This window comes from Thalassospira marina, from assembly GCF_002844375.1.
Lineage (GTDB): Bacteria > Pseudomonadota > Alphaproteobacteria > Rhodospirillales > Thalassospiraceae > Thalassospira > Thalassospira marina.
In genome coordinates this window covers 2,532,281-2,550,175 of sequence record NZ_CP024199.1, presented here as the reverse complement: position 1 = coordinate 2,550,175, position 17,895 = coordinate 2,532,281, and the positions used below count along the sequence as shown (strand labels likewise).

Below are 17,895 nucleotides of genomic sequence, written 5' to 3'. Positions count from 1 at the left end.
TGCATGCAATGGGTCATTCTGGGTTTTGGGCTGTTTATTGCGACTGGTTTTATCCTGCGGTGGCTTGCCAATGCACGCCCGTCCGATATTCGCCATCTGCTATTTGGGGGCATTGCCGTTCTGCTGGTGCTGATGGGGTTATGGCTGCTGTTGACAGGCAAACTTGCTGCCATGTTCGCTGCCCTTGTTGCCGCCATACCATTTCTTTTTCGTGTCCTCAAATTCGGCGTAATGTGGCCATTTTTCAAGAGGATGTTCGGTTCTGCCCGATATCGGGGCAGGGGGGCGAACCCGCACGGTTCCAGCAGCAACGGAACCAGGCGGAACCGCTTTTCTGAAATCAGGACACAGTTTTTGGTAATGCAGCTTGAGCACGAGTCAGGCCGCCTTTCAGGATCGGTGATTGCCGGTTCCCTGGCGGGGCGTGATCTGGACGGGCTGGGACTTGACGAGTTGCAACATTTATATGTTGAATGTTGCAGCGCACAAGATCAGAGCCGTACGGTGCTTGGGACCTATCTTGATCGTCGCAGCGATTGTCAGGACTGGCGGAACTGGGACTGTGTCGGGCGGGCTGATGGCAGCTCGTCGAGGCAGGAACAACACGGAGGCAATAGCGGATTTCGTTCCGAGGGAATGGATGTCACGGAGGCCAGCAAAATTCTGGGTCTGGGAAAAAATCCGAGCCGTGCTGAGATCAATCGCGCCTATCAAACGTTAATCAAGGCGGTACACCCAGATCATGGCGGTTCGGACTATTTGGCATCACGGGTTAATGCAGCGCGACAAGTATTGTTAAGAAATTGTGGCGATTGATATGACCACCCCAAGGGGCAGCTTGATCATCGATCTCGAAATGTGGCAAAAGCAATGCATACTGCTGCAAAAAGAGCGATTTAGCGCATCCGTTGCCGCCGAAAAACAAAGGAAATAAAACATGACCAAGCGAATTAAAAAGGCGGTTTTCCCGGTGGCGGGCATGGGTACCCGGTTCTTGCCTGCAACAAAGGCGATGCCCAAGGAAATGCTGCCTGTCGTGGACAAGCCGCTGATCCAGTATGCCGTTGAAGAAGCAATTGCAGCCGGTATTGAAGAATTCATTTTCGTGACCGGTCGCGGCAAAACCGCGATTGAGGACCATTTTGACCGTTCCGCCGAACTTGAAGCGATCCTGATGGAGCGTGGCAAGCATGATGCGCTTGAAACAGCGCTGGCGATGATCCCGGAAAATGGCCGCGTAACCTATACCCGCCAGGGCAACCCGCATGGCCTGGGCCATGCCGTTTTGTGTGCCAAATCGCTGGTCGGTGATGAACCGTTTGTCGTGTTGCTCGCTGATGACCTTATCCAGTCGCAAACACCCTGCATGAAGCAGATGGTTGAAAGCTATGGCCGGACCGGTGGTAACATGGTTGCCGTGATGGACGTGCCGCGCGAAGAAACCAAACGCTATGGCGTGCTTGAGGTTGAAGGCACCAATGGCCGTCTGGTCAGTGCTTGCGGGATGGTTGAAAAGCCCGATCCCAAAGATGCGCCGTCGACCCTCTCCGCAATTGGCCGCTATATTCTGGATCCGGGCATTTTTGATGTTCTGGAATCCATTCCGCGCGGTGCGGGTAATGAAATTCAGCTGACCGACGGCCTGGCCGCCATGATTGGCAAGGTCCCGTTCTATGGTTATCGTTTTGAAGGCCAGCGTTTTGATTGCGGAAACAAGGTTGGCTTTCTAAAAGCAACGCTTGCCTTTGCGCTTGACCGTCCTGACCTGCGCGATGATATGCGCGCCCTGATCCAGGAATTCGCCGAAGGCGACGCTGCGAAATAAAAGATTTGTCAAATTTCCGGGGGCCAAGCCCCCGGAAGTGTTTTATGGGGTAAAACATCCATGCATGTTGCAATGATTGGCACCGGTTATGTCGGTTTGGTATCCGGGGCCTGCTTTTCCGAGTTCGGCACAGACGTCATTTGTGTTGATAAAGACGTTTCCAAGATCGAACGGCTTGAGCAGGGCATTATGCCAATTTATGAACCGGGGCTTGATGTCCTGGTTGAGAATAACGTCAAAGCGGGGCGACTGCATTTCACCACCGACCTTAAAAAGGGTGTGAAGGATGCGGATGTCGTTTTCATTGCGGTGGGAACGCCAACGCGCCGTGGCGACGGGCATGCGGATCTGAGCTATGTGTATGCAGCGGCAGAAGAAATTGCCGAAGCAATGGATGGTTTTACCGTTATCGTGACCAAGTCTACCGTGCCGGTGGGTACCGGCCGCGAGGTCGAGCGTATCATTCGTGCCAAACGGCCCGATGCGGAATTTGCCGTGGTGTCCAACCCGGAATTCCTGCGTGAAGGGTCGGCAATTGGCGACTTTATGCGCCCGGACCGCGTGGTTATCGGCACCAGCAATGAACGCGCCCGTGCAGTGATGTCGGACCTTTACCGTCCGCTTTACCTGATTGAAACGCCCATTGTTTTCACCACCCGTGAAACCTCGGAAATGATCAAATACGCCGCCAATACCTTTTTGGCAGCCAAGATCACCTTCATCAACGAGATCGCCGATCTGTGCGAAAAAGTGGGTGCCGATGTTCACGATGTGGCACGCGGCATTGGCCTTGATGGCCGTATTGGCAAAAAGTTCCTGCATCCCGGGCCGGGTTATGGCGGATCGTGTTTTCCGAAAGATACGCTCGCCCTTGTTCGTACAGCCCAGGAACATAATTCGCCGCTGCGCATTATTGAAACAGTGGTTGCTGTCAATGACAGCCGCAAAAAGGCAATGGCGGATCGTATTATCGCGGCCTGCGGCGGTTCTGTTGAAGGCAAGACTATTGGTATTCTTGGTTTGGCATTTAAACCCAACACAGACGATATGCGTGATTCACCCAGCCTTGATGTCGTTCCGGCATTGGTTGCTGCTGGGGCCAATGTTCGGGCCTATGACCCCGAAGCAATGGAAGAAGCGGCAAAACTGCTTGATGGTCTGACTTTCTGCGAAGGTGCCTTTGAAACGATTGAAGGTGCCGATGCAATGGTCATTCTGACCGAATGGAACGAATTCCGCGGGCTGAATTTGAAACGCGTTAAAGCTGCTTTGAAATCACCTGTGGTGGTGGATTTGCGTAATGTGTACGAGCCGCGCGAAATGAAAGAAAACGGCTTTGAATATAGCTGTATCGGCCGCGGCACAATCGGAGGCAATTAATAAATGACCGCTTCGGATGGCCATAAATTCGACCCGTCCATGCTGCGCGAATATGATGTGCGTGGCGTTGTTGGCAAGACCCTGCATGCAGAAGATGCCCACGCCCTTGGGCGGGCATTTGGCACCATGGTTCGCCGCAGCGGCGGCAGCCGTGTTGCCGTCGGCCGTGATGGCCGCTTAAGCTCGCCAGAGCTTGCAGATGCACTGATCAAGGGTATTCGGGCAACGGGTTGTGATGTGCTGCGTATCGGGCGCGGCCCGACGCCGATGCTGTATTTCACGGTTTATAACCAGAAAACCGATGCCGGCATTATGGTGACGGGCTCGCATAACCCGCCAGACTATAACGGCTTCAAAATGCTGAATGCCGGTAAATCGGTGTTTGGTGAAGCAATCCAGGAACTGGGCCGTATCGCTGCAAAAGGCGATTTTGAAGTCGGTGCTGGCGGCCTTGACGATATCGATATCGAAGACCGCTATGTTGATCGCCTGGTTGAAGAACTTGATGTTGACGTTGCCAAACCGATGACGATTGTCTGGGATTGCGGCAATGGTGCTGCTGGTGATGTGGTTCGTAAACTGACGGCCAAGTTGCCTGGTACACACCATCTGCTGTTTGATGACATCGACGGCAATTTCCCCAACCACCACCCGGACCCGACGGTTGAAGCCAATCTGGTGGACCTGAAAGCTGCCGTTGCCAAGCATAATGCCGATTGGGGTGTTGCCTTTGATGGTGATGGCGACCGCATTGGTGTGGTTGACGGGCAGGGCCGTGTTTTGTGGGGCGATCAGCTTTTGCAGATTTATGCTGCCGACGTGCTGGAACGTGTTCCTGGCGGCGCCATTATCGCCGATGTCAAAGCCAGCCAGACCCTGTTTGATGAAGTTACCCGTCTGGGCGGTAATGCCATTATGTGGAAAACGGGCCATTCCCTGATCAAAACCAAAATGATCGAGGAAAAGGCACCGATTGCCGGTGAAATGAGCGGCCATATCTTCTTTGCCGAACGTTATTACGGTTATGACGATGCGACCTATGCTGCCGTTCGCCTGTATCGCATTCTGGTGCAAAGCGGCAAAAGCCTTGATACTTGGCGGGACGCAATGCCGGTGGCGGTTAATACCCCGGAAACCCGCATTGAATGCCCCGATGATCGCAAATTTGCGCTGATCGAAGAAGTACGTGATCGTCTGGCCAGCACCGATGCCGAAGTTGATGGCATTGATGGTGTCCGTGTCAAAAGCAATGATGGCTGGTGGCTGCTGCGTGCATCCAACACCCAGCCTGCAATCGTTGCACGCTGCGAAGCGGCTGACGATGCCGGGCTGGAGCGTTTGAAAGCACAGGTTACCGCGCAATTGCAGAAAAGCGGCCTTGAAAGCGATGATTTCTTCGCACCAGGTGGCGGACACTAAAAGATTGATGCCCTGATTTACGGGCTGATCAGAAAGGCCGGTGGCAGCAATGCCCCGGCCTTTTTGGTTGCGTTATTTTGAGCACGATCAGAGAGAACCCGGTGTCGGTCTATAGAGATTGAGAGCTGCTGGGATGTTTAGATCGTGATGGTGCGTTGAGCGGATGTTTTTTGGGAAAGGTGCTTTGCCTGTAACCTTATGTCTAACGGGCAAAGAAAAAGGCCGCCAGCGTGGCGACCTTTGATCGTTATGTTTTGTGTGCTTGCCGTTCTTGCAATCAGCCAGCGTCACCAGGGGTGACAACAGGGATACAGGCCATGTTCTGACGTTGCAGGGCTGCACAGGCGCTGCGGGCATCTTCTTCGGCACCAAAGCCGATTAATCGGGCGCGATAGACAACGCCACTATCTGATTCCTGCTGCTCAACCGCTGCACGGGTCAGTCGCAGAATTTCAGGGGCGGTCCGTGCTGCGGTCAGCACCGCTTCCTGAGCCCGGCGCTGGTCGCTGAATGCGCCAACCTGAATGCCCCAGCCACCACCGGTTGGTTTAATGCGGGCAACAATGGTGTCAGTGTCGATGTGGCCGGGAATTTGGCCTTCACTGGCGCTGTTGGCTTTTGCCATCAGAAGCTGGGTATCGGCGGGCAGAATTTTTTCTTCCGGGCTGATGCGCGGGCGCGGCGGAATGATTTCGCCGTCCTTTTTCAGCTCGACATAGGCTTTATCAAGCAGCTTTTTCATCTGGTCATCGCGCGAACGTGCCGTGCGGCCGCCAAACACGGCGCCAATCAGGCGTTTGCCATCGCGTTTGACCGATGCCACCAGGTTAAAGCCCGATGCATTGATGAAGCCGGTTTTAATGCCATCCGTTCCGTAATAGGACGCCAGAAGATTGTTATGGTTGCCATAAGTCCGGTTGCCATAAGTGAATTTCTGGGTCGAAAAGAAATGGTAATAGTCACCGAAATCATGGCGCAGGCGCATTGCCAAGCGTACCATGTCGCGTGCAGTGGTCATTTGCCCACGATTGGGCAGGCCCGATGCATTGCGGAAGGTCGTGCTTTTCATGCCGATTTTGCGCGCGGTCGCGGTCATCATCTGCGCAAACTTCGTTTCGCTACCACCCAGATATTCACCAATCACCACGGCAACATCGTTTGCCGACTTTGTCACCAGCGCCAGAATGGCATCCTTGACGGCAATGGTTTCACCAGGCTGAACACCCAGCTTTGACGGTGCCTGACCCCATGCGCGTTTGGATACCGGCATACGGGTCGCCAGCGATACCTTGCCGCTATCAAGCGCATCAAAAAGCATATAAAGCGTCATGATCTTGGTCAGGGACGCAGGATAAACTTTCTGGTCAGCGCGATATTCATGCAGCACTTCGCCCGAATCCGCATCAACGATCAGAGCCGTGTAGGTACGGGCAAGCGCATTGGTGCTGATGGCGGGCAGGGCCAGCAGTGAAAGCAGGATGACGCTCAGCACGCAGAAAAGGCGACGGGCCGTCACGCGTGATGGCAAAAAGTCAGCGGAATCTGGTTGTCTGGTCGGCACGGCAGGGCCGACGCGGAACATAGAAATCATAAACAATGTCCGGTTAACGAGTATCCCCAAGACGGTTGAGGCCAGCATGCCAGTTCCGACTAAAAAAATGCTTAACGGAATGAAAATTGCTGGCAGGCCAATGTGCCTTGCCGATGCCCCAATTGCACGCGAGTTTATGCGTTGTGACCGAGTCTGTCAAAACAGAGGTATTAATGCCCACAGAAATACATCGACCGCACAAGGATGTAGCCCCAAAGCGGCTTGGAATCATTAAGTTTGCAACAGCAGCGGCAACAATTGCCATTTTGGGTGGCTGTACCTACACGGCGACCAGCGATGTTGCGAATCCGGTTGTGCGCAAGGCAAGCTGGTTTTCCTATCTGAATGCGGATGATATTCGCGTGGCCTGCTCTGCCGGCGAGGCGGAAGGCAAAATCAGAATTGTTTATAATGCGGATTATTACAAAGACGTCCGTACCTTTGACGTCACCCCGCAAACTGGCAGTGATGGCTTTATAATCGAGTCCCACCAGTTCGGGCCGATCGATGTGAGCGAGATGAATGTCTCTGTCAGGTCGCCATTGGGTGCCTTCAGTGGCGAACCGGTGCGCAACCAGATGACGCGCCAGCAATATCTGACCCTGACCGATGCAATGCAGCAGGATGGTTTTGGCACCCAGGACCGCGATGGCCTGCGTTTGCAATCCGAAGACCATTATTGGGTGGCGCTGGGATGTTCCCAGCAGCATATGACGCTGGCAGCCTGGAGCTCGGAAAAGGGTGACCTGCGCGACCTGCATTTCCCGGTTGTCCTGGAGAAATTGTCAGGCCAGGCTGATCCATTGCCGCCCGCGCCGGACCCTGATGCCGCCAAAAATCCCGATCCTTTTTATGGCAATGACAAGAATATGCGGGATCGCAATTTCTACAGAACAGTGCGCGGAAACATGCTTCAGTAAAATCCGCAGACGGGCTGGCATTTGCCAGCCCGTTGTTTTTAGGGGCAATCCGGGGCAGGGTAGTGCGGATTGTGAAGCGAATGTCACGAAAGTATCCTTGACGAATTTTCCGTTTCCATCTAAGGTTTTGTTGCATTGCAACATCGCGACGGCAATCCTGAAACTTGGAAATGGAGGACGGCACAATGGTGACGACCCCGAAGAAGGTGCCTGCAAAATCTCAAAAAGCGTCAGCATCCAGCGCAAAAAGCACGGCCGCGTCCGGGGCTTCTGATTCGTCTGTCAAGACAGTGAAAGCCGGTGCTGCATCTGCGAACAAATCAAATTCCACGCCGGCGGCGTCGGCTGCAAAAACGCCTTCTGGTAGTGCGGTCAAAGCAGCACCCAAGGTAGAACCAAAGGCGGCAGCACCTGCTGCCAAGGCCTCATCCAGCGCTGCGCCGTCCGCAGCCAAGGCTGCCGCACCCAAACGGGCTGCAGCCGTGGGTGCCAGCAAACCAGCCGAGAAATCGGCCAGTGTTGCCAGCAAAACCGCCAGCGCCAGTGCCGCCAAGGCGACCGAGGCCGCTGCTAAAACGGCTGATACCGTAAAATCCGCCACCAGCAAGCAAGCCGAGGCTGCAAAGGAAACCGTTGGTGAAATGACCAAGGCGGCAACCGAAGCCGTGGCGAAAGCCGCCGCAGAAGCACCCAAGGCGCCGGAAATCGTTGCGCCTGTTAAGGCCGAAGTGGTGACGCCGGTTGCCAAGGTTGAAGTCAGCATTGATGACAAGGCTGCGAAAGATACGGTGAAAGTTTCGCAAAAGGTGGTTGCCGATATTCCGGTGCCAACCGTGCCTGTTTCGCAGATGTTTGAATTCTGGCAGTCAGATGACGTGGTTGATCTGGTCACATCGGCCCAGGAAGCGGCAAATGATGCCTTTGCCAGCCTGATGGATGCAGTGTCGGACCATACCGACATTGTTTCGGATGCCGGTTCGCATTTTGCCAGCCAGTATGAAGATTTGATTCAGTCCCACCTTTCCAATTGGGACGGGTTGATGCAGGCTTCGTCAAAAATGGCGGACCAGAGCGGGCTTATAAGCAAGGAATGGATGACCTGGATGCAGCGCGAAATTGATGCGCTTCAGGGGGATATCGAGTCCCTTTCCAAGGTGGAATCCATGGATGATTTTCAGGAAATCAACGCCCGCATGGTCAAGCGTATCGTCGATGATGGTATGGCTGAACAATCCCGTTTCCAGGAAATCTGGTTCGGGATGTGGAATGATAGCGTTGCGCTGATGGAAAAAAGCTGGGCGCCGAAATAACCGGGCTAGCGCTGTTTTCAGGCGCAAGAAAAAAGATTTTCATCCGTCGAAACGTGGTTTTGGCGTTTGGATGTAAGATGGCCATCAAGGCGGGCGGGCGCAGTTTTGACTGCGCCCGTTTTCTTTTTGGCACCACAAGGGATGGTGCCTTCACGATTTGGTGTTGTGCCGTGCAACCAAGTTTTGTGCCTGCATCTTGCGCGCCTGCAAACGCAACTTACATGACATGTAAACAAGCAATCATTTCGTGGATTGAATTTACGGGGCTTTGAAACGCGGTCATGTTGACCTATCATGTTTCCAAGGCGCAACTAAGAGGATTCCGGTTAGCAGGTTATGAGTGATCAGGGCAATCAGGGTGACGGCCTCCCTACCACAGGCGTTGTAACCAAAACGCGGCCGAAAACCAAAAAACCGGCAATGTACAAGGTGTTGTTGCTCAATGATGACTACACACCGATGGAATTTGTCGTTCTCGTCCTGGAGCAGTTCTTTGCCAAGGGGCGTGAGGAGGCGACGGCGATCATGCTGCAGGTTCACCGAAAAGGTGTCGGTGTATGCGGTGTCTTTACATACGAGATCGCCGAGACCAAGGTTAACCAGGTGATGGACCTGGCGCGCCAGAACCAGCACCCGTTGCAGTGCACGATAGAGAAGGAGTAGTCATACATGCTCTCGCGTAATCTGGAAGAAAGCCTGCACCGTGCGCTTGCATATGCATCCGAACGGCGTCACGAATACGCAACTCTGGAACATCTGCTGCTATCGCTGACCGAAGATCAGGATGCGGTTGCGGTTTTCAAAGCCTGCCGCGTCGACGTTGACCGGCTGCGCAATGAATTGCGCGACTTTGCCGATAGCGAGCTTTCCGGGCTGGTTAGTGCGCGTTTGGTTGATCCAAAACCGACAGCCGGTTTTCAGCGTGTTATTCAGCGTGCCGCCATTCACGTCCAGTCTTCGGGGCGTGAAGAAGTTACCGGCGCAAATGTTCTTGTAGCACTGTTTTCCGAACGGGAATCACATGCGGTTTATTACCTGCAATTGCAGGATATGACCCGGCTGGATGCGGTGAACTACATTTCCCACGGCATTGCCAAGGCGCCTGAACTTAATGAACGCCGCATCCCGCGTGGTGCGGATGAAGACCTTAATGCACCCGGTTCGGCCGATGCCGATGAAACGGGTGCGGCCAAGGAAGGCGAAGCCCTTAAGGCTTATTGCGTTAATTTGAATGCCAAGGCGCAGAAGGGCAAAATTGACCCGCTGATTGGCCGCCAAAGCGAGATCGACCGCACCATTCAGGTTTTGTGCCGCCGCACCAAAAATAACCCGCTATATGTGGGGGACCCGGGCGTGGGCAAAACCGCCATTGCCGAAGGCCTTGCCAAGCGTATTGTCGATGGTGATGTGCCCGAGGTTTTGCAGGGTGCGACCATTTTTGCCCTTGATATGGGCTCGCTTCTGGCGGGAACACGTTATCGCGGTGATTTTGAAGAACGGTTGAAAGCCGTGGTCAAGGAACTGGACGAGCATGAAAATGCCGTACTGTTCATTGATGAAATTCACACCGTGATCGGGGCGGGTGCCACATCGGGCGGGGCAATGGATGCATCCAACCTGCTCAAACCGGCTCTTGCCAGTGGTGCGCTGCGTTGCATCGGTTCGACCACCTATAAGGAATTCCGCGGTCATTTTGAAAAGGACCGAGCCCTTGTGCGTCGTTTCCAGAAAATCGATGTTGATGAGCCGTCGCTGGAAGATACCATCAAGATTCTCAAGGGGCTGAAGCCCTATTACGAAGAACACCACCACGTCAAATACACCAACGAAGCCATTCGTTCGGCGGTTGAGCTGGCATCGCGTTACATCAATGATCGCAAACGTCCCGATAGCGCGATTGACGTTATCGACGAGGTTGGCGCATCAAGGATGCTGATTGCACCCAGCAAGCGTAAACGCACGATCAGCAAGCGCGATGTGGAAGAAATTGTTGCGAAAATTGCCCGTATTCCGGCCAAATCGGTATCGAGCGATGACCGCAAGGCATTACAGAATATCGAACGTGACCTGAAAACGGTTGTGTTTGGTCAGGATAAGGCGATCGAGGCCCTGTCGAGTGCCATCAAGCTGGCGCGCGCGGGCTTGCGTGAGCCGGAAAAACCGATTGGTTCGTACCTGTTCTCCGGTCCGACCGGTGTTGGTAAAACCGAGGTTACCAAGCAGCTTGCACATGTCATGGGCATTGAATTTGTTCGCTTTGACATGTCGGAATATATGGAACGTCACAGCGTTTCACGGCTGATTGGTGCACCTCCCGGCTATGTCGGGTTTGATCAGGGTGGCCTTCTGACCGATGCCGTTGACCAGCATCCGCATGCTGTGGTGTTGCTTGATGAAATCGAAAAGGCACATCCGGACCTGTTTAATATTCTTCTGCAGGTGATGGATCATGGCAAGCTGACGGATAATAACGGCAAAACCGTTGATTTCCGCAATATCGTGCTGGTGATGACAACCAATGCTGGCGCTTCGGACATGGCAAAACCTGCCATCGGCTTTATGCGTGACCAGCGCATTGGCGAGGATGAGGAAGCCATCAAGCGGACATTCAGCCCTGAATTCCGCAACCGTCTCGATGCGGTCATTCCGTTTACCCATCTGCAGGCCGATGTGGTCAAGATGGTGGTTGATAAGTTCATTCTGCAGCTTGAAGTTCAGCTTGCGGATCGTAACGTCTCGATCGAGCTGACGGAAGCAGCCCGCACCTGGCTTGCGGAACGTGGTTATGACCCTGCATTTGGGGCGCGTCCGCTGGGCCGTGTCATTCAGGAACACGTCAAAAAGCCGCTTGCCGAGGAATTGCTGTTTGGCAAGCTGGAAAAGGGCGGTTCTGTTCTGGTGGATATCGAAAATGACGGCGTTGTTTTCCGTTTCCCTGATCATCAGGAAGACAAAAGCCAAACCCGCGACCCTGAAATGGTCGAATAAATCGGCCTTTGCTGATTTAACGGGTGCCGTCCTTCGGACTTGCTATCGGCACACAGCATAGTATCTTGGAATGCATCCGGGCTATCCTTATGGACCGGATGCATTTTTTCATCGAGGAACGTTCCGGCGCTTTATGAATTCATCGACACAAAGACAAAAAGTAAAAGAGGTCGAGCATTTCCTGTCGCAGTTGGAAAAGCGTGGGCGCATCCTGGTATCGATTGCAGCCGAGCTTGAAGCCTTGGCTGATACAACGGATGTTACCCGTTATCGCCCCTTTCGCGAGCAGGTGGACAACTTCAAGGCGTTGTCTTTGATCCTCTCGGAGCGTCTGGCTGCCCTTGATGCACATCCCCGCAAGGATGAGCTGGAAACCCAGTTTCACAAGCTGCAGGTTCTGATGCTGCGCTTGGTGATCAAGACCAGCCTGAAATTCTTCTTTGTCATGAGTGCGAAGGCCTTTTTGCCCCTTGGCTCGCGGGAATTATTTCAAAGCGAGCTTCGCACGCTCTATGAAGCTGAAAAAATGCTGTCCGATCCGCGTTTCAAAAGCGATCTTGATGCCAGCGCCCAGGATGACCTGGATATGGCACGCGATATTCTGGAAGAAATTATCCAGCATGCCCCGGCTCTTTTGAATTTCGATAAGAAGCCGACAGCCAATAAACGCAAAAGATTCCGCTAGTTTAGTTGGAATTTTGAAATCCTCTAATCCATTCGGATTAATACCCCTCTCTTGTGGGGTGTCGCAAAAAGCCCGTTAAAACCGGGGCTTGTAGAAGTCTATTCGCCAAAATGCAAATTTCAGTTTTCGGACGAGATGCCGTGGCGAAATGCTGGCATTGCGTGCTTTGTGCTGATTTCTCATCACGTTGTACGCGTATTTTAAGTGAAAATTTTGCAAGTTGAAAAGGATAATTTCGCATTTTGCAAATTGAAATTCGCATTTTGCGAAATTATCCTCTATACCTCTAAAGTATTACTACTCTATACCGCGCAAACCCGCGAAAATTTATAAATTTTAAAACTGGCACGGTATCTGCATAGAAGGGAGTGGACAGTTGTTCTGTGCAGGGGCGCGCTACGGTGCGCCTGGAACAACGTAATCTTCTGCAGTTTGCTCGTGTCCCAACCAAAACTTATAGCGGCGATTTCGTATCGCCGCTTTTTTCTTGCCTGAAAAATGAATTTGGTCACGGCAAAACAACACTCCCCAAATTAGGATATTGTAAGATATCGCTATTCGTATAGTTTGCGCATATACCCAAGGGCAGAATTTTGCATTAAAAGCCCTGTAAATCTGGCGCTCGTAACCAAACTATAAAGTCAGGGCGCACCAAAGGATGGCAAAGGATGTGCGATGAAACAATTTAATCCGCGGTATTTGGCAGTTGCTGCCGGCCTCGCATCGTTGCTGGTGACGGGTGCGGCATCAGCAAAGCAGGATCTTCCGGCGTCTCCGCAGCAGCTTATTGATGCAAAGGTGATCGAAGGCATCCGCGAATGGCTGGCCAGTCCGGTGGTCGAAATTTCTGTCATGGGCCAGAACAAGCGTAATGCAAATATGACGCAGGCCGACATCGACACTGCCGACAAGGAATGGCGGACTGAGCGCGAATCAGAAGATCAGCCGATTATTGCCGCTGTCCTGACCAATCCGCTTTCGGGATACCTAACACAGATCCAGGCCCGTTCCGGTGGCCTTTATAGCGAAATTTTTGTCATGGATGCGCATGGCCTTAATGTTGGTCAAAGCTCGATCACGTCGGATTTCTGGCAGGGCGACGAAGCAAAATTTCAGAAAACCTATCCGGTTGGAGCCTCGGCCGTTTTCATCGACGAAGCGGAATATAACGAAGATGCCGATAATTGGCGTGCGCAGCTCAACATGACGCTTGCCGACCATACTGGCCAGCCGATGGGTGCCGTAACTGTTGAAGTCAACCTCACTGAACTCGCCCGCCGCAAGGGCCTCTAAGGGATCAAGTGTTATGATGTACATTAAAAATATGCTTATTCCGACCAAGCTGGCGGCATGCTTTGCAGTTATGATCCTTGTTATTCTTGCTGTTGGTGGTAGCGGCCTTTACGCCATGAGCCAGGTTGAAGAAGCCGATGGCAAAAGCGAAAACCTGATCTATGTTGAAGAAAGCTTCAACAATATTGATGCTGCTTATCGTACGGCCCGCCAGGAAATGACCTACTTCCTGACCACCGGTGACCGCCAGGGCCTTGAAGCATATAAGGCCGCCGTCGTGCGCACCGACGAAAGCGTCGCGCATCTGATGGATACCGCGATCAATGACGAGCAGATCCGTGCCCTCGCAAAGGAAATGGAATCTGCCATTGATAGCTGGGAAAAACTTGCCAACGAGCAGGCGCTTCTGATGCGTCAATACCTGACGGTGAACCATGCCCGGGCGATTGAAGCATCGGGCGAGCCGCGCGCGTTGGCGCTCAAGGTCAATGTCGCAGCCCAGGAACTGGAAGACTATATCGACGGTACGCGTCTTGAGTTGGAAAAAGAGCAACACGCTGCAACCACGTTTTTCAAAATCACGCTGTTGACCGGCATCATCATCCTGATCGGTATTGCAATTATGTTTGCTACCGTTCTGACCCGCATGATTGCACTGCCCATCCGCGATATGACCGGCGCAATGAGCAAACTGGCCGATGGTGATGTGAATGTTTACATCAAGGAAATGAAGCGTACCGACGAAGTTGGTGCCATGTCGCGTGCCCTGCAGGTTTTCCGCGAGAATGCTGCCGAACGTGCCCGCCTGGCTGAACAGGAAAGCATCGAAGCCCAGCGTCAGCTCGATCGTGCTCGCCATATGGGTGAACTTTCCGACCGTTTTGATCGTCAGATTAACGAAGTCCTGAAAACCGTGACGACCGCACTTGATGAAGTGCGCGGTGCATCCGAACAGCTTTCGGACCATTCGGAACGTGCCAATAACGACGCCCAGAGCGTCGCGGTGCAGGCCCAGGAATCGTCGGCAAATATCGAAACGGTGGCGACGGCTACTTCGCAGCTTTCATCCTCGATCAACGAGATTTCGCATCAGATTTCGCAGGTGACCGACATTGCCCAGCAGGCCGTGCGCGATACCGAACGAACCAATGCCCGCGTTTTGCAGCTTAACGAAGCCGCACAAAGCGTTGGCGAAGTTGTGAACCTGATTAGCGACATCGCCAACCAGACCAACCTTTTGGCCCTGAACGCAACCATTGAATCGGCCCGTGCCGGTGAAGCAGGCAAAGGGTTCGCCGTGGTGGCAGGTGAAGTGAAAAACCTTGCCTCGCAAACGGCCCGTGCGACCGAACAGATCACCGGCAAGATTACGGAAATGCAGTCTGAAACCGGTGCAGCTGCCGCGGCGGTGCGTGATTTCGCCGAAACCATCCGCCGGATCGAAGGATTGATGGCCGTGGTTGCCAGCGCGGTGGAAGAGCAGGGTGCTGCCACCCACGAAATTTCGCGCAGTGTTGATGGTGTTGCCTCGGGCAACCAGCAAATCAACAATGCGGTTGGCAGTGTTGCCCGTGCGGCCACCGAAAGTGGCGAACTTTCAAACGGTCAGCTGGGCTGTGTTGGCCGTCTGACGGCTGCTAACGACCAGTTGCTGGCCCATGTGCATGGCTTCCTTGATGAAGTTCGCAACGTGTAAGCAGTTTCAGTGACCTAAAATCGACAAAGGCCGGGGCTGCATGCTCCGGCCTTTTGTTTTGTGTTTGTGCTTTGATGTGGGCAACAGGGTTATTCCGGCTGCTGCGGTGGTTCCGTTTCCTTGCGATAGGGGCTGTGTTCCTCGCGGATAAACAGGCTGTCATCCTCGATCCCGGCACGTTCATGTTCCAGGAACTGGGCAATGGCATCGCGCAGGCCGGGATGGCGCAGAAAATGTGCAGAATGCGTCAAGACCGGTTCATAACCCCGCTGGATTTTATGTTCGCCCTGTGCCCCGGCTTCAACGGTTTTAAGGCCGCGTTCAATGGCAATGTCGATGGCCTGGTAATAACAGGTTTCAAAATGCAGCATCGGGGTGCGATCAATGCTGCCCCAGTTACGGCCATATAGGGTGTCTTGCCCCAAAAGGTTAAGTGCTCCTGCAACAATGTCACCGTCGCGTGATGCGGTCACAAGTACGACATTTTCTCGCAGCCGGTCATGCAGCAGGTCGAAAAATTCCCGCGTCAGATAGGCTTCGCCCCATTTGCGATCGGTGGTGTCGCGATAAAACCGGAAAAAACGGTCCCAGTGATGTGTTTTCAAATCATCACCCGATAGGGCGGCAAAGCTGTATCCGGCCTCGACAACCTGTCGGCGTTCCTTGCGGATGTTTTTGCGTTTGCGCGAATTAAGGGCAGCCAGAAAATCGTCGAAGGTCTGATAGCCGCGGTTTTTCCAGTGATACTGAATGCCCACGCGCGCAAGAAAGCCGTTTTGCGCCATGACCTGGCTTTCTTCTTCGCTGCAAAATGTGACATGCACACCCGAAAGGCCAAGCTGTTCGGGCAGGGCTGCAAGGCCACGCGCCAGGGCGGTTTTAATTTCTGCCGGGTTGGGGTGGTCGGCACGCACCATCAGGCGGGGGCCAGGCACCGGCGAAAAGGGCACGGCTGATTGCAGTTTGGGATAATATTTGCCACCAGCCCGCTGAAAGGCATCGGCCCAGGCCCAGTCAAATACATATTCGCCGTAAGAATGGCCCTTAACATAAAGCGGGGCCACACCGGCAATGGTGCCGTCTTCATCCTGGCAAATGATGTGAAAGGGCTGCCATCCGGTATCGGCATGTGCCGATTGGCTGTCTTCCATGGCGGATAGAAAAGCAAAGCTGACAAACGGGTTGGCGGCGCCGGCACAGGCATCCCATGCTTCGGCCCCGATCTGGTGGATATCGGTGGCTGTTTTCAATTCGACTGGCAAACTTTTTTCCCCGTTGGCAAAGGGCGTATTCGCCCCCAAGAAAGTCTACGCATAACCCGGTATATGCGTTCAAAAGATAGGCGCAATGCGTATATGTGCAAGGGAAAGCCTTTGACGTAGCGGCAAGTTGGTCCTATTTCATGAACGGCCCGGGGAAAACCCCGGCTAATTCTTCGAAAAAAAGGATGGTACGTCGTGATCAGCAAACTTTCGTTGGAGAAGGACAAGATCAAAATTGTTCTGCTCGAAGGTATCCATGAAAATGCTGTTAAAATGTTCCGGGAGGCTGGCTATTCCAATGTCGACCTGTATCCCGCCGCGCTTGACGCAGACGAACTGAAATCTGTTGTCTCCGAAGCGCACTTTCTTGGCATTCGATCCCGTACCAAACTGACCGAAGAAATCATTGATGCCGCCCCGAAGCTGACATCGATTGGCTGTTTCTGTATTGGCACCAACCAGGTTGATCTGTCGGCTGCTGCCATGCGCGGTATTCCGGTATTCAACGCGCCTTATTCCAATACCCGTTCGGTTGCCGAACTGGTGCTGGGCCAGATCATTATGCTGATGCGCGGTATTCCGCAGCGCAGTGCCGCGGCCCATGCCGGTGGCTGGCTTAAAAATGCCAAGGGCTCGTACGAAGCACGCGGCAAGACGCTGGGCATTATCGGTTATGGCCATATCGGTTCGCAGCTTTCGGTGCTTGCGGAATCGCTGGGCATGAATGTTGTTTACTATGACGTGATCAACAAGCTTGCCATGGGTAATGCAACTTCGTGCGTCAGCATGGATGACCTGCTGGCCCGTTCCGACGTTGTCTCGCTGCATGTTCCGGCCAATGATCAGACCAAAAATATGATCACCTCGGTCGAACTGGGCAAAATGAAGCCGGGTGCGCATTTCATCAATGCGGCACGCGGTAATGTTGTCGTTATCGAAGATCTGGCTGCTGCCCTTGAAAGCGGCCATCTTGCTGGTGCCGCGATTGACGTTTTCCCGGTCGAGCCTGCAGGCAAGGACGAGGAATTTGAAAGCCCGCTGCGCGGCATGACCAATGTTATCCTGACCCCGCATATCGGTGGTTCCACCCAGGAGGCGCAGGAAAATATCGGTATCGAAGTTGCAGACAAGCTGATCACCTATTCCGACAACGGTTCGACCCTTGGCGCGGTTAACTTCCCCGAAGTAGCCCTGCCGGTTAAAAACCGCACCCATACACGCTTCATGCATATTCACCGCAACGTTCCGGGTGTTCTTTCCAAGATCAACGATGTGTTTGCATCGCGCGGTATGAACATTTCCGGCCAGTATCTGCGTTCCGAAGGTGGTGTTGGTTATGTGGTCGTCGAAGTTGACGACGAAATCAAACCGGGCCTTGGTATTCGCAAGGAACTCGAAGCCATTAACGGCACGCTCCGCGTGCGCTTCCTGTTCTAAGACTCCGGTCTGTCTCGCTGCTTTGAAAGGGGCGGTGCCAGGTGGCATCGCCCTTTTTTCGTGGCTGTTTTTTGGAACTGGTCTCAAAC

The 17,895-nt window shown here is 53.5% G+C and carries 15 protein-coding genes; 12 read left to right on the top strand and 3 right to left on the bottom strand.

Annotated features, from left to right (window positions below; all coding sequences use genetic code 11):
- Positions 1-3 precede the first annotated feature (3 nt).
- From CSC3H3_RS11630 to pgmG, 4 genes are all read left to right on the top strand, one after another.
- Complete coding sequence (locus tag CSC3H3_RS11630; RefSeq protein WP_172963418.1) at positions 4-816, top strand: J domain-containing protein; 813 nt, start codon at positions 4-6, stop codon at positions 814-816.
- Between the two features lie 121 nt (positions 817-937).
- The gene (gene galU, locus CSC3H3_RS11625; protein WP_101264353.1) at positions 938-1,825 is read left to right on the top strand and encodes a UTP--glucose-1-phosphate uridylyltransferase GalU; all 888 of its coding nucleotides are present in this window, start codon (positions 938-940) and stop codon (positions 1,823-1,825) included.
- 60 nt (positions 1,826-1,885) lie between these two features.
- Positions 1,886-3,205, top strand: coding sequence for a UDP-glucose dehydrogenase family protein (locus tag CSC3H3_RS11620; RefSeq protein WP_101284911.1), 1,320 nt, complete (start codon positions 1,886-1,888; stop codon positions 3,203-3,205).
- Positions 3,206-3,208: 3 nt separating this feature from the next.
- Complete coding sequence (gene pgmG, locus CSC3H3_RS11615) at positions 3,209-4,624, top strand: phosphoglucomutase/phosphomannomutase PgmG (RefSeq protein ID WP_101284910.1); 1,416 nt, start codon at positions 3,209-3,211, stop codon at positions 4,622-4,624.
- A 277-nt stretch (positions 4,625-4,901) separates the two neighbouring features.
- Here pgmG and CSC3H3_RS11610 read toward each other — a convergent pair whose 3' ends face one another.
- Entirely contained in the window at positions 4,902-6,215 is a 1,314-nt protein-coding gene (locus CSC3H3_RS11610; protein ID WP_245881094.1) for a D-alanyl-D-alanine carboxypeptidase, read from the bottom strand.
- Between the two features lie 173 nt (positions 6,216-6,388).
- Here CSC3H3_RS11610 and CSC3H3_RS11605 point away from each other — a divergent pair, with 173 nt between their 5' ends.
- The gene (locus tag CSC3H3_RS11605) at positions 6,389-7,135 is read left to right on the top strand and encodes a hypothetical protein (RefSeq protein ID WP_245881093.1); all 747 of its coding nucleotides are present in this window, start codon (positions 6,389-6,391) and stop codon (positions 7,133-7,135) included.
- Between the two features lie 220 nt (positions 7,136-7,355).
- On the opposite strand, the gene CSC3H3_RS11600 is transcribed toward CSC3H3_RS11605, so the two are convergent.
- Positions 7,356-7,589, bottom strand: coding sequence for a hypothetical protein (locus tag CSC3H3_RS11600; RefSeq protein WP_157831882.1), 234 nt, complete (start codon positions 7,587-7,589; stop codon positions 7,356-7,358).
- A gap of 28 nt (positions 7,590-7,617) precedes the next feature.
- On the opposite strand from CSC3H3_RS11600, the gene CSC3H3_RS11595 reads away from it, so the two are divergent.
- The 6 genes from CSC3H3_RS11595 to CSC3H3_RS11570 all read left to right on the top strand — a co-directional run bounded on the left by CSC3H3_RS11595 (position 7,618) and on the right by CSC3H3_RS11570 (position 15,107).
- Positions 7,618-8,445: a phasin family protein gene (locus tag CSC3H3_RS11595; RefSeq protein ID WP_101284908.1), complete on the top strand. Its 828-nt coding sequence runs from the start codon at positions 7,618-7,620 to the stop codon at positions 8,443-8,445.
- A 336-nt stretch (positions 8,446-8,781) separates the two neighbouring features.
- The gene (clpS, locus tag CSC3H3_RS11590; protein WP_073956469.1) at positions 8,782-9,108 is read left to right on the top strand and encodes an ATP-dependent Clp protease adapter ClpS; all 327 of its coding nucleotides are present in this window, start codon (positions 8,782-8,784) and stop codon (positions 9,106-9,108) included.
- A 6-nt stretch (positions 9,109-9,114) separates the two neighbouring features.
- Positions 9,115-11,433 carry an ATP-dependent Clp protease ATP-binding subunit ClpA gene (clpA, locus tag CSC3H3_RS11585; protein WP_101264349.1) on the top strand — a complete coding sequence of 773 codons (2,319 nt, stop codon included), beginning with the start codon at positions 9,115-9,117 and terminating at the stop codon, positions 11,431-11,433.
- A 70-nt stretch (positions 11,434-11,503) separates the two neighbouring features.
- Positions 11,504-12,118: a hypothetical protein gene (locus CSC3H3_RS11580; protein ID WP_245881092.1), complete on the top strand. Its 615-nt coding sequence runs from the start codon at positions 11,504-11,506 to the stop codon at positions 12,116-12,118.
- 675 nt (positions 12,119-12,793) lie between these two features.
- A complete protein-coding gene (locus CSC3H3_RS11575; protein ID WP_101284907.1) occupies positions 12,794-13,411 on the top strand; it encodes a hypothetical protein in 618 nt (205 codons plus the stop codon).
- Between the two features lie 13 nt (positions 13,412-13,424).
- The gene (locus CSC3H3_RS11570) at positions 13,425-15,107 is read left to right on the top strand and encodes a methyl-accepting chemotaxis protein (RefSeq protein WP_101264346.1); all 1,683 of its coding nucleotides are present in this window, start codon (positions 13,425-13,427) and stop codon (positions 15,105-15,107) included.
- An 89-nt stretch (positions 15,108-15,196) separates the two neighbouring features.
- Here CSC3H3_RS11570 and CSC3H3_RS11565 read toward each other — a convergent pair whose 3' ends face one another.
- Complete coding sequence (locus CSC3H3_RS11565; RefSeq protein ID WP_101286204.1) at positions 15,197-16,369, bottom strand: GNAT family N-acetyltransferase; 1,173 nt, start codon at positions 16,367-16,369, stop codon at positions 15,197-15,199.
- Positions 16,370-16,564: 195 nt separating this feature from the next.
- Between CSC3H3_RS11565 and serA the strand changes: the two genes are divergently transcribed.
- Entirely contained in the window at positions 16,565-17,806 is a 1,242-nt protein-coding gene (gene serA / locus CSC3H3_RS11560; RefSeq protein ID WP_101264345.1) for a phosphoglycerate dehydrogenase, read from the top strand.
- The last annotated feature ends 89 nt before the right edge of the window (positions 17,807-17,895 follow it).

Bases quoted from the DNA above. Each gene is read 5' to 3' on its own strand.
- CSC3H3_RS11630 (WP_172963418.1), top strand. From the start codon at position 4: ATGCAATGGGTCATTCTGGGTTTTGGGCTGTTTATTGCGACTGGTTTT.
- galU (WP_101264353.1), top strand. From the start codon at position 938: ATGACCAAGCGAATTAAAAAGGCGGTTTTCCCGGTGGCGGGCATGGGT.
- CSC3H3_RS11620 (WP_101284911.1), top strand. From the start codon at position 1,886: ATGCATGTTGCAATGATTGGCACCGGTTATGTCGGTTTGGTATCCGGG.
- pgmG (WP_101284910.1), top strand. From the start codon at position 3,209: ATGACCGCTTCGGATGGCCATAAATTCGACCCGTCCATGCTGCGCGAA.
- CSC3H3_RS11610 (WP_245881094.1), bottom strand. From the start codon at position 6,215: ATGATTTCTATGTTCCGCGTCGGCCCTGCCGTGCCGACCAGACAACCA.
- CSC3H3_RS11605 (WP_245881093.1), top strand. From the start codon at position 6,389: ATGCCCACAGAAATACATCGACCGCACAAGGATGTAGCCCCAAAGCGG.
- clpS (WP_073956469.1), top strand. From the start codon at position 8,782: ATGAGTGATCAGGGCAATCAGGGTGACGGCCTCCCTACCACAGGCGTT.
- clpA (WP_101264349.1), top strand. From the start codon at position 9,115: ATGCTCTCGCGTAATCTGGAAGAAAGCCTGCACCGTGCGCTTGCATAT.
- CSC3H3_RS11580 (WP_245881092.1), top strand. From the start codon at position 11,504: ATGCATCCGGGCTATCCTTATGGACCGGATGCATTTTTTCATCGAGGA.
- CSC3H3_RS11575 (WP_101284907.1), top strand. From the start codon at position 12,794: ATGAAACAATTTAATCCGCGGTATTTGGCAGTTGCTGCCGGCCTCGCA.
- CSC3H3_RS11570 (WP_101264346.1), top strand. From the start codon at position 13,425: ATGATGTACATTAAAAATATGCTTATTCCGACCAAGCTGGCGGCATGC.